Raw genomic sequence first — 11,384 nt, 5'->3', positions numbered from 1 at the left:
CGCCGATTTTTTCGATTGCTAATACTGCTTAATCCTTAACCGAGAAGTATTGGGGTAGATCCGATTCCACGGAGATCCGGAAGGTGGCCGGGGGAGCGAGAGAATCGAGGATCTCGCCGAGCAGTTCGCTCACGCACACCTTTTCCGTGGCCACTTCGGTACGACCGATCCGGGAGTAGGCGAGCAGGCCGTCGATCAGGGCGTTCATACGGGCGACCCGTCCCCGTAACAGTTCCAGTTGATGCAGACTGTCCCCGCTTAGTTGTCCTTCCAGATCTTCGGCGATCCATTCCGAGAGATTGGCGATCGCCCGCAGGGGGGCTTTCAGGTCGTGGGAGACGGTATAGACAAAGCGATCGAGTTCATTGTTCCGTTCGGTTAATCGATCCGTGGCGCGCTCTAGGGCTTCGTTTAGTGCCTTGAGTTCATCGGCTTGCTGTCGTAGTTGGAGTTCGGCTAATTTCCGATCCGTAATATCTCCCGCGACCCCGACCAAACAAGTGGAGCGGTCGCGCTCGCCCGCGATGACGAAACCGCGATCGCGTAGGTAGCGGATCGCGCCATCGGGCCGGACGACGCGATACTCGATATCGAAACCGTCCGTTTCCGGGGATCTGGCGGTAGCGTCCGCTACCTGTTGCCGATCGTCCGGGTGAATGTAAGCGAATCCCGCTCCCCAACGCCGGTACAGTTCCTCGCGGGGTCGTCCCCAAATCCGATCGAACGCCGGGCTGATATACAGGACCCGCTCTCGATCGAGATCCATCATCCAGAAAACATCGGAGATGGTTTCGGCCATCTGCCGGAATCGTTCCTCGCTTTCCCGTAGGGCTTCTTCGGCCCGTCTCCGTTCGGTGATCTCCTCGCAAACCGCGCTGATGCCGATCACCCGATCGCCTTGTTTCAAGGGGAGAAAACTTTCTAACGAAATTCTCTGTTCTCCGGGTCGCGCGGGGGTTTCCCCTCGGAGTTCCACGTTTAATCGGGGTTCGCCGGTTTCCAGGATCGGGCGCGGGATCGCTTCGGCCGTGTCCGCTAGATCGGGAAGCAGTTCCCGCACGGTGCGACCGATATGCGCCGGTACCGATAGACCGTTGATTTCCGCCAATCGCTCGTTGATCCGCACGAAATGCAGGCCGGTATCTAATACGGCCAGACCGATCGGGGCGGTTTGATAGAGCGCCTCGATTTCCGCCAGTTGTTCCTGAAGTCGGACTTGACTTTCCCGCGGGTCCGCTTCGACTCGTTCGCGTTCGCGCTCGTAACGGGCGATTTCCTGCCGCGCCCGTTCTAATTGCCGGGACATCTTCTCGCGCTCGTCGGCATTGGCGATCGCTCGGGCGATCCGCTCGATCAGCAGTTCTCGGAACTCCCGCTCCTCCGCGTCGCGTTCGGTGCGGGAACTCGTTCCCAAAATCAGGAATCCGAGGGGCGCGCGCTCTCTCCCGCCCCCGAAAATCGGCACGACCAGCGCGCCGAAAACACGCGAACCCGTGTCGATCGGGGGGCATCCCTCGAAAACCTCCTCCGGCAGACGAACGAGCGCCCGTTCGCCCGTTTTCCACACCGAGGATAAATTCCAGAGGTCGGTTCCCGCACTCAGATCGATCGGTCGCGGGGTGAGGACGGCCGACGGTCGATCGAGCGTGGTGGCCGCCAGATCGGCCCGCTGTTCCCCGGCAGAGACGCGGTAGATCGTCGCGAAGGGAATCCCGACCGGAAGGCTCGATAAACTTTCCGCGACGAGATGGCAAGCGGAAGCGACGGTTTTCGCGGTATCGGTCCGGTCGGTCAGTTCTAGAAGCGCTCGCAGTCGTTGTTCCCCGCGCGTTCGTTCCGATGGTTTCACGCTTTTATTTCTCCCCGACACGCGTTACGGTTTCCCGGACGGGCGATCGTTGCCCCGTCGCTCTCTCGATTTCCCGCGGGGGTTTTCCGGCCTCGCGATCCGGAAACCTGTTATCGTCGCTCGCGTGTCAATGTTGGTCCGGATGGTTCGAGACAGAAAAGATCCCCTCTCCTCGTGGCTACCTTACCCAATCCTATCGAGAATCCGTCCGACCGCGCCCGATCGGTAATCAACGAGCGATCGATTATCGCGCGATCTCTATCTTTGGATGGTTATGATAGGAGGGGGGCGATCGATGAAGGTCGAGATCGGAGTGAAGTGCCGTCAGAGAAGACGGTCGGTAGACGAGCGGGAGTCGCCCGCGCTTTCCACCGAAAAATGTTCCCCTGGAAAGGGGGGCTTGTTTCCGAGCGGCCCCGGTTAACGGTTTTTTTCCCGACCGGTTCGGCCCGAAAACTCCGCGCTTTCTCGACAGGCGATCGTTAAAGGCAACAGGGAACAGGGAACAGTGAAGGCATCTTCTCGGAGATTTAAACGCCGAGAAGACGCGATCGCCCGAAGGAGACGGGGCTTCTGACCCGTTAGTCGGCCTTTGGAAACGAACCGACAACCCATTTTGGATTCGACCAAAAGTTCTCACGGTTGCCCGTTACCTGTTGCCTGTTCCCTCGATCGAAGGTCGGTGATCGCGATCAGCGGTATCCGGTAATCGATCGACTTGTGGAAATCGCCCCGTGTCGATACAACAGAGTAATAGAGAGAAGTTATCCAAACTATGGAGGGGAAACCGATTCTTATGACCCAGTTAGTAGCGAAAACGAAAAAAACGCCCACGATTTATATGTCGGAACCTTATATCTTCAACCCGAACGAGGGTCGGTTAGGAGAAACGTTACAGCGAGCCGCTCTAGTTACGGAAAATCAACTCCTGATCGCGCTTCACGAACAGGGGCGGTATACCGATCTGAAAATTGGCGAGATTCTGGCGTTACGCGGCTGGATCGCCGAAAAAACCGTCGAATTTTTTGCGGAACGCTGGCCGAGCCTACTCGCCCAAGAGCGTCGTCATCCTCTGGGCTATTATCTAAAGGAAGCGGGTCTATTAAGCGACGAACAGATCGAGCGGGTTCTCGCGGTGCAGGAACAACTGTTGTTACGCTTCGGCGAGATAGTAGTACAGCAAGGATGGCTCAAACAAAGCACTCTGGATTTCTTTCTCCAGCATCTTTGTACCGGGGGATCTTCGGGGTCGGCGGACGGCGATCGACAGGCTTCTCCCGCTCGCGAAAATCGAGAGTTCGCAATGCTGTCCGATCTGTCCGTGGATGATAGTACGGAAGTTTTCACGATTCAATCCACCGATACGTTTTTGGCAGAAGACAGAGAAACGTTGTTGTGATTCCCGACAGCGCGATAACAAAAGAAACCTTTTCCCGTTAGATACCGAGACGGAAATCCTCGAAGCGATCGAGTTCGTAACCCGACTCTCGGCAAAATTTTTCCTACTTTCCGAAGGGAGCGCCCCCGAGGTCTAAGATAAAAAAAGAGCGGGAGAACGCGCGGACGCGTCGGTAAAAGCGGGCGCTAATCCGATTCTCCCGATCGCTCTGAAACGCACTATAGACCGATTAGATTTCATGAACACGCTCAAGTTGTATGGAGGGGCGCGCAGTCGTGCCTCGATCGTCCGCTGGTATCTCGAAGAGTTCGCGATTCCCTACGAGTTCGTTTTATTAGATATGGCGAACGGGGAACATCGAAAACCGGAATTTCTCGCGCTCAATCCTTTCGGCAAGGTTCCCACGATCGTCGATGGCGATCTTTCTCTCTGGGAATCGGGGGCGATCCTTCTCTATCTCGCGGAGAAACACGGACAATTACCGGCCGAACTCGATCGCCGGGCGATTTACACGCAATGGATTCTATTCGCCAATTCGACCCTGAGCAACGGTTTATTTTTAGAGGCGACCCGCGAACGGGAAACGCCGCTTTTACTGGCACCGATCGATCGGATTCTGGGAGAACATTCTTTTATCATGGGAGACGAGTTCACGGTGGTGGACGTGGCGATCGGTTCGATTCTCGCCTACGCGGTTCTTATGGCCAAGCTCGACTACAGTCCCTATCCGAACCTCGCGGCCTATCTCCAGCGTTTACGCGAGCGTCCGGCTTTCGTTAAATCGATCGGTTCTCCTTAGAAACCGGGGGAAAAAATCATCCCCCGAACTAGAGATTCTACTTTCTAGTTAGTCCCGGGAAAACGGACGGAAAAAGCGTCGCATCTAGGAATCCGCATCTCGATCGAATTCCACCTCCTCGTAAACCATCGGTAACGGTAAAGCGAGATCCACGCTTTTAAGTTCGATCGTGATCTCTTCCGGCGATACCCCGTTTTCCTCGGCGCTATAGGCGTTAATTCCCATTTTCCCCGTTCGTTGAGACGGTAACACTCGACGTTTACTCGATCGCTATTGATTAAAACGTATTCTCTCAACGTGTCGATCCGGCGGTAATGTTTGAATTTATCCCCTCGATCGAATCCTTCCGTACTCGGCGATAGAACCTCGACGATCAAACAGGGGTGATAGATCGCTCGAATCGCGTTTCGATCGCGCGGATCGCGGGTAACGGTGACATCGGGATAGTGATAGGGGCCGTTTTCGGAGACACCCACTTTCGCGTCCGACGCTAAAACTTTACAGCCTCTACCTCGTAGATGATTTTTTAAAGCGGTGGTTAAATTAACCGCGACTATATTATGGGGAATCGTTCCGCCGGTCATGGCGTATACTTCTCCGTCGATATAGCCGTATTTTAAGGGTTGTTGTTCTTCCCACTCCAGATATTCCGAGGGGGTGAGATAGAGAGATTTCGGATCGGCGATCATGGCTTTTTTCCGTTGCGGGATCTGTCCCTATTTTAGTACGGACGATCGGGGCGAGTGCTTTTCTCGATCGCTTTCCCGATACCGAACCCGAGAATTTTGACGGAAAAGGGAGTAGAACGCGGCGGGGTTTCGGTTTGATCGGGTGGGAAAGACGGCTAAAATTAGAGAGAAAGGAAGACGGTTTCTAGGATCGATTGTATGAAACTCAAAGATTTATTAACGGAGAAACGAGCGGAAATTCTGGCGATCGCTACCCGACACGGAGCTAGTAACGTGCGAGTTTTCGGCTCGGTGGCGAGAGGCGAAGAAACCCCAGAAAGTGACCTCGATTTTCTCGTCGATTACGATCTAGATAAAATAACTCCTTGGTTCCCTGGAGGATTATTAATCGATTTAGAAAACCTCCTCGGGCGGAAAGTCGATATCGTGACCGAGAAAGGATTGCATCCTTCTATCCTGGAACGGATCGCGCGAGAGGCGGTTTTACTATGAGCGAGGATAAAATTTATTTAGAGTATATTGGGCAGTATCGCACTTTCCAAAAGACTTTTGAAAATACTTGAGTTAACTTTTATCTGTGTCACCTCTTCTCTTTGGTGTGTCATTTGTAGATTGCCCAAAAAAGTATCCTAGAATTATCAAGAAAGCGTTATTTAATATTTCTGGCATTGAAAACTTAGAAAAAATGGCGGTCACATGAGCCACTAGAATTATTAGTAATAAAATACCTCCGATTATCGTTGCCGCCGATTCGCGTTCTAACAAAGAAAACCAAACTTTGGTTCTTCTCTCGAACAGTTCTATTTTTAATCGCTCCAACTCAGTTTGCGTCTTGATTGCCTCTTGAGTCTGCTCTTGATCAACTTCTTTAGACTGCTCTCGCAAACGTTGAGCTTCACTTCTTAAATCTACGACTTCTTGATTTAGCTTAACTTTAAGCTCCTCATCATCTACTTTATTGATTAGATCTTGTATAGACTCAATTTTCTCATTCGCGGATAAAGTTCTGATTCTCTCCAGTATCAATTTTTTACGGCTTAATAGGAGTTGTAGAATTCCTCGTTCAAAATGGGCATCAGATTGAGATGACGTTATTATAGCACCGACTTCTGCTGATATTTTAAACCTCAGTGTCCCGAAAGATTCGGGGTGCTTCAAAGCTTGGTTAACTGTCTCTAAGCTTTGTTGAAGTTCATCTAGAGATTGGGTTTCTATTTGGTCTTTAGCTAAACCTAAATCTTTTAACTGAGACTCAAAGAAGGACTCTATTTGCTCCTCAAGGGATTGATTTAATTTTCCAAATAGATGCTTTTGCCTCTGTTCAGGAAATGACAATCGGAATGCCATAGCGTCAGTTCCTCATACTCCAATAAAAAATCTAGCAAGCCGCACAAAATACTCAGGGGTATAACTATTTATTAGACTGACAGTTTCTGTCTAATAACTTGGATCGGGGCGGTTAGGCTCACACATTCCGCCTCAGATCCCGATTTAGGTAATTAGAATAATGACGAGAATCGGCCCGAGATCCCGTATAAAGTGATTGGATTCGGGTAATTATCATTATATTTTACGCGGGAAAGAGCGATATCTAGAGTTCATAATATTTCACGAAACCGATCGCCCGTTTCCCCTTCGATCGAGCCGAATTTTCCAATAGAAAAACGGGTAGGTTATTCAACCTACCCGATCGAGCCTCGCCGGAGAATTCTAGACGAGATAATCCTGTAAAGCCTTCACCTCCAAGGGTTCCGACTGAAGAGAGCGTAGAGCCGCCACCGTGGCCCGCGCGCCGGCGATCGTCGTAATAATCGGTAACTTGTAATCCAGCGCCGTCCGGCGGATTTTCTGACCGTCGGTTTGGGATTCCTCGCCGCTGGGGGTATTGATAATGAATTGGATCTGGTCGTTTTTAATCCAATCGACGACATTCGGGCGACCCTCGTGGATTTTTAGCACGAGATCGACGTTTTCGATGCCGTTTTCTAACAGTACCTTGCGGGTTCCGGAGGTGGCGACGACGCGGAAGCCTAGCGATTGTAAATCTTTGACCACGGGAACGATCGACGTTTTCTCGCGATCGCTCATGGAGATAAACACCGTTCCCTCGGTAGCCAGCAGGACACCCGCGCCGATCTCCGCTTTGGCGAAGGCTTTGCCGAAATCGCTGTCGATACCCATCACCTCGCCGGTCGATCGCATTTCCGGCCCCAGTAGCGTATCCGCGCCGGGGAACTTCTGGAAGGGAAGAACCGCCTCTTTCACCGCGATATGACGGGGAATCGCCTCGGTGGTAACTCCCAAGTCCTCTAGCGTCTTGCCGGACATGACGAGGGAGGCGATTTTCGCGAGGGGAACGCCGGTCGCTTTGGAAACGTAGGGAACGGTACGGCTGGCGCGCGGGTTCGCTTCGAGAATATAAACGGTTTCCCCCTGAACCGCGTATTGAATATTCATCAAACCGACCACTTTTAACGCTTTGGCGAGTTCTACCGTCCACTGTCGGATTTTGGTCAAAACCGATTCGGGGAGGGAGGTGTGGGGGATCGAACACGCGGAATCGCCGGAATGTACCCCGGCCTGTTCGATGTGTTCCATGAGTCCGCCGATGACGACGCGACCGGTGGGGTCGGAAAGCGCGTCCACGTCTACTTCGATGGCGTTTTCGAGGAATTTATCGATGAGAATCGGGTGATCCGGTTCTATCTGGACCGCGTAGGTCATATATCGTTCTAACTCGCTATCGGAGTAGACGATCTCCATCGCGCGACCGCCGAGAACGTAGGAGGGACGGACGACCACCGGATACCCGACGCGTTTGGCGACGGCGAGGGCTTCCTGGAAACTGCGGGCGATACCGTTGGCGGGTTGGCGGATATCGAGGTCGCGGAGGATTTTTTCAAAGCGTTCGCGGTCTTCGGCGGCATCGATCGAATCCGGCGAGGTTCCCCAGATTTTCGTTTTCACGGGACAATCGGGGGATTCGAGATATTTTTGCAGGGGAACGGCTAATTTTAACGGGGTTTGTCCGCCGAACTGGATGATAATTCCTTCCGGTTGTTCCGTCTCGATGATGTTTAATACGTCCTCTTTGGTGAGGGGTTCAAAGTACAGTCGATCGCTGGTGTCGTAGTCGGTGGAGACGGTTTCCGGGTTGGAATTAACCATGATCGTCTCGAAACCCGCGTCACTGAGGGAGAACGCGGCGTGACAACAACAGTAATCGAACTCTATCCCCTGGCCGATGCGGTTGGGGCCACCACCGAGGATCATGACCTTGCGTTTGTCGGAGGGGAGAACTTCCGATTCGAGGGTCTCGTAAGTGGAATAGTAGTAGGGGGTGAAAGCCTCGAATTCCGCCGCGCAGGTATCGACCATTTTATAGATAGGAATCACGCCGAATTCTTTACGGCGCGCGCGTACCTCGTCCTCGGTGGTTCCGGTCGCGTGGGCGATCTGGCGATCGCTGAATCCCTGTTGTTTGACGGCGAGAAAATCCTCTTTGGTGAGGTTGGGAAGGGCGGTTCGCTTGAGAAATTTCTCGGTCTCGATGAGATCGGCGAGTTTATCGAGGAACCAGATATCGATACCGGTGAGTTCGTGGATTTCCTCGGCCGTCATGCCCATTTTAAAGGCGTGATAGATACTGTACACCCGATCGGGGTTGGGATTGCGGAGTTGGGCGGTTAATTGAGAGAGGGAGGGAACGGTATCTTTTCGATCGCACCCGAAGCCGAAACGTCCGGTTTCGAGGGAACGTAGCGCTTTTTGGAAGGATTCCTGGAAAGTACGCCCGATCGCCATCGCCTCGCCGACGGATTTCATCTGCGTTGTCAGGATCGGTTCGGTTCCGGGGAATTTCTCGAACGCGAACCGGGGGATCTTGGTGACGACGTAATCGATCGTCGGTTCAAAGGAGGCCGGGGTTTTTTTGGTAATATCGTTGGGGATCTCGTCGAGGGTGTAACCGACCGCGAGTTTGGCGGCAAATTTGGCGATGGGGAATCCGGTGGCTTTGGAGGCCAGCGCGGAGGAACGGGAAACGCGGGGATTCATCTCGATGACGATCACGTCGCCGTTCACGGGATTGACGGAAAATTGAATGTTCGATCCGCCGGTTTCCACGCCGATCTCGCGGATAATGGCTTTAGAGTAGTCCCGGAGACGTTGGTATTCTTTGTCGGTGAGGGTTTGGGCGGGCGCGACGGTAATCGAGTCGCCGGTGTGAACCCCCATCGGATCGAAGTTCTCGATCGAACAGATGATGACCACGTTATCGGCCAGATCGCGCATCACCTCTAGTTCGTATTCTTTCCAGCCGATTAAAGATTTCTCGACGAGAATTTGGGAGGTGGGTGAACAATCCAGACCGTATTGCGCCATTTCCTCGAATTCTTCCTGATTATAGGCGATACCGCCCCCGGTTCCCCCGAGGGTGAAGGCGGGACGGATAATCAGGGGATAGTTTCCGATCTCGTGGGCGATCGCTTTCGCTTCCTCGATATTGTTGGCGATTCCCGACGGGCAAACGGGAACGCCGATTTTGTTCATCGCTTCTTTAAAAAGTTCTCTATCTTCGGCTTTTTCAATAGCGGGCAGTTTCGCGCCGATTAATTCCACGTTATAGCGTTCTAACGCGCCGCTTTTGGCGAGAGCGACGGCGGTGTTCAGGGCGGTTTGTCCTCCCATCGTGGGAAGTAGCGCGTCGGGACGTTCTTTCGCGATGACTTTCTCGACGATTTCGGGGGTGATGGGTTCGATATAGGTGCGATCGGCCATTTCGGGATCGGTCATGATCGAGGCGGGGTTAGAATTGACCAGTACGACCTCGTAGCCTTCTTCTCGTAGGGCTTTACAGGCTTGAGTCCCCGAATAGTCGAATTCGCAGGCTTGTCCGATGACGATCGGGCCCGCGCCCAGGATTAAAATTTTCTGCAAGTCATCACGGCGAGGCATAGGCTGTTGGGGTGATTCACGATAAACCCCAATTATTGTATACGCTGTCACCGGCAGATCGCGGGGGCTTTATGTCTGTTTAAGGACTTGGGGCGTTACGGTTCTGGTTGGTGCGGGAGGGGTTGATCGATTTTTCCCGCGTCTATCATGGTCGGTAAATCTCTAAATCGTGAATTAGGAATGTGAGTCTCGCGCTCCCGGCCCGATAGAAAGCTTATCTCCAGGAACCGGTTCGATCGAAAAATTACGCCAGCGTGGAGGAGTATTTTCTGGCGTTGTCGCGGGGCGATCGACAGAGAGAGGAAGCGCGGGAGAAATTGAAAACGTTCTTACAAGAGGGGCGAGATTCCGCGGGGGAACCGGTCACGTCGGATTATTGGCCAAATGTACGAATTTCGGGTTAGATAGCGAGAAAACGATCGAGACCGCGCGGGTTAGCCCGTTTCCGGGAGAAAATTATCGCCCGATCGAACCATTAAATCGCTTGAATCCACTCTTTCACGTCGTATTCCGTCCAGATCCCGTTTTTCCAGTAAGGATCGGCCTCGATCAAACCTCTCACCGTCGCCTCGTCCGATGCCTCGTAGATCCCGAAAACCTTGGTGACATCCGCCGTCGGGCCGAGCGTGATTAAAATTCCCCGCTCTTTTTGTTGCTGTAATCCCTCTAGGTGAGCTTGACGGTAGGGGGCGCGTTTTTCTAGAACATCCTCGCAATAGCTACCCCAGACAACGAATTTCGGCATATTTTACCTCGGTCGCGTTTTCCCCGTCATTCTATCACGGGGGAATTGTCGATCGATCCCGCGACCTTGAAAAAGACGGCGATCGTTCCGTACCATGAGAGTAAGGGTAAATCTTAAAATTTTGTAAGGATTCGGGTAAAACTCGTGAAACTAGCGGACGCGCGAACGATCTTAACGGACACTATCACGGTATTTTGGGGGGAATGGTTGGATTTACGGGCGAGAGTTATCCAGATCGCCGCCACGGGTCTAGTATCGCCGTTGATCTATATTATCGGTTTCGGGTTGGGGTTGGGAAGCGCGCTCGATCGCTCGATGAAACCCGCGATGGGGGATAGTTATCTCGAATTTATCCTCCCCGGGATGGTTGCCCTCTCCTCGATGGCGATCAGTTTCGGGGGAACCACCTTTTCGATCTGCGGCGATCGCTTATTTAGCAAAACCTTTGAAGAATTGTTACTTTTACCCGTCCACCCTCTCTCGCTCTTTCTCGGAAAGGTTCTCGCTGGCATTCTCCGGGGAGTGATGACCTCGGCATCGGTAATCCTCGTGGCGATTCTCTTTACCGGGAAATTCGCCAGTTTTCTCAATCCTCTCTTTTTACTGATCCTGATCCTTAACTGTGCCGTGTTCGCGGGGTTGGGGGCGCTGGTCGGTCTGCGGGTAAAATCGATCGAGAGCGTGGGACTGTATAACAATTTCCTGATCGTTCCGATGTCTTTCCTCGGCGCGACCTTTTTCGACCCGAAAACCCTACCTTTCGCCCTGAAAATTATCGTTTACGCTTTACCGCTCACCTACGCTAGTCTTGGCTTACGCGCGGCGGCCTACGATGTCGGTCAATTTCCCTGGTTCGCGATCCCGATTCTCGCGCTGGTGGCGATCGGTCTCTCGATCGCCGGTGCCTATCAATTCTCCCACCAACAGGATTAGAGACCGGGGAGATG

The 11,384-nt window shown here is 52.9% G+C and carries 9 protein-coding genes; 4 read left to right on the top strand and 5 right to left on the bottom strand.

Going from position 1 to position 11,384, the window contains the following annotated elements; translation table 11 throughout:
• Positions 1-28: 28 nt before the first annotated feature.
• Complete coding sequence (locus V0288_RS20310) at positions 29-1,849, bottom strand: sensor histidine kinase (protein WP_332866994.1); 1,821 nt, start codon at positions 1,847-1,849, stop codon at positions 29-31.
• A 796-nt stretch (positions 1,850-2,645) separates the two neighbouring features.
• Here V0288_RS20310 and V0288_RS20305 point away from each other — a divergent pair.
• Together V0288_RS20305 and V0288_RS20300 are read left to right on the top strand one after the other, a co-directional pair.
• Positions 2,646-3,248, top strand: a complete 603-nt coding sequence (locus tag V0288_RS20305; RefSeq protein WP_332866993.1) for a cyclic di-GMP-binding domain-containing protein, MshE-related — start codon at positions 2,646-2,648, stop codon at positions 3,246-3,248.
• 238 nt (positions 3,249-3,486) lie between these two features.
• On the top strand, positions 3,487-4,047 hold the full coding sequence (locus tag V0288_RS20300; RefSeq protein ID WP_332866992.1) for a glutathione S-transferase family protein: 561 nt from the start codon (positions 3,487-3,489) through the stop codon (positions 4,045-4,047).
• Positions 4,048-4,091: 44 nt separating this feature from the next.
• On the opposite strand, the gene V0288_RS20295 is transcribed toward V0288_RS20300, so the two are convergent.
• Positions 4,092-4,736: a Uma2 family endonuclease gene (locus V0288_RS20295; RefSeq protein ID WP_332866991.1), complete on the bottom strand. Its 645-nt coding sequence runs from the start codon at positions 4,734-4,736 to the stop codon at positions 4,092-4,094.
• A 198-nt stretch (positions 4,737-4,934) separates the two neighbouring features.
• Between V0288_RS20295 and V0288_RS20290 the strand changes: the two genes are divergently transcribed.
• A complete protein-coding gene (locus tag V0288_RS20290; RefSeq protein ID WP_332866990.1) occupies positions 4,935-5,228 on the top strand; it encodes a nucleotidyltransferase family protein in 294 nt (97 codons plus the stop codon).
• Positions 5,229-5,300: 72 nt separating this feature from the next.
• Here V0288_RS20290 and V0288_RS20285 read toward each other — a convergent pair whose 3' ends face one another.
• From V0288_RS20285 to V0288_RS20275, 3 genes are all read right to left on the bottom strand, one after another.
• Positions 5,301-6,083 carry a hypothetical protein gene (locus V0288_RS20285; protein WP_332866989.1) on the bottom strand — a complete coding sequence of 261 codons (783 nt, stop codon included), beginning with the start codon at positions 6,081-6,083 and terminating at the stop codon, positions 5,301-5,303.
• 363 nt (positions 6,084-6,446) lie between these two features.
• The gene (carB, locus tag V0288_RS20280; RefSeq protein ID WP_332866988.1) at positions 6,447-9,692 is read right to left on the bottom strand and encodes a carbamoyl-phosphate synthase large subunit; all 3,246 of its coding nucleotides are present in this window, start codon (positions 9,690-9,692) and stop codon (positions 6,447-6,449) included.
• 475 nt (positions 9,693-10,167) lie between these two features.
• Entirely contained in the window at positions 10,168-10,437 is a 270-nt protein-coding gene (locus tag V0288_RS20275) for a YciI family protein (RefSeq protein WP_332866987.1), read from the bottom strand.
• Positions 10,438-10,581: 144 nt separating this feature from the next.
• Here V0288_RS20275 and V0288_RS20270 point away from each other — a divergent pair, with 144 nt between their 5' ends.
• Positions 10,582-11,370 carry an ABC transporter permease gene (locus tag V0288_RS20270; RefSeq protein ID WP_332866986.1) on the top strand — a complete coding sequence of 263 codons (789 nt, stop codon included), beginning with the start codon at positions 10,582-10,584 and terminating at the stop codon, positions 11,368-11,370.
• Positions 11,371-11,384 lie beyond the last annotated feature (14 nt).

Source organism: Pannus brasiliensis CCIBt3594, assembly GCF_036688125.1.
Classification (GTDB): domain Bacteria; phylum Cyanobacteriota; class Cyanobacteriia; order Cyanobacteriales; family Microcystaceae; genus Pannus; species Pannus brasiliensis.
Note: the sequence above shows the minus strand (reverse complement) of the source record. Positions and strands in the feature narration are given on the sequence as shown.

What these genes read in the sequence shown, in the direction of transcription:
- V0288_RS20305 (WP_332866993.1), top strand. Translation starts at nt 2,646, where the DNA reads ATGACCCAGTTAGTAGCGAAAACGAAAAAAACGCCCACGATTTATATG.
- V0288_RS20300 (WP_332866992.1), top strand. Translation starts at nt 3,487, where the DNA reads ATGAACACGCTCAAGTTGTATGGAGGGGCGCGCAGTCGTGCCTCGATC.
- V0288_RS20295 (WP_332866991.1), bottom strand. Translation starts at nt 4,736, where the DNA reads ATGATCGCCGATCCGAAATCTCTCTATCTCACCCCCTCGGAATATCTG.
- V0288_RS20290 (WP_332866990.1), top strand. Translation starts at nt 4,935, where the DNA reads ATGAAACTCAAAGATTTATTAACGGAGAAACGAGCGGAAATTCTGGCG.
- V0288_RS20285 (WP_332866989.1), bottom strand. Translation starts at nt 6,083, where the DNA reads ATGGCATTCCGATTGTCATTTCCTGAACAGAGGCAAAAGCATCTATTT.
- carB (WP_332866988.1), bottom strand. Translation starts at nt 9,692, where the DNA reads ATGCCTCGCCGTGATGACTTGCAGAAAATTTTAATCCTGGGCGCGGGC.
- V0288_RS20275 (WP_332866987.1), bottom strand. Translation starts at nt 10,437, where the DNA reads ATGCCGAAATTCGTTGTCTGGGGTAGCTATTGCGAGGATGTTCTAGAA.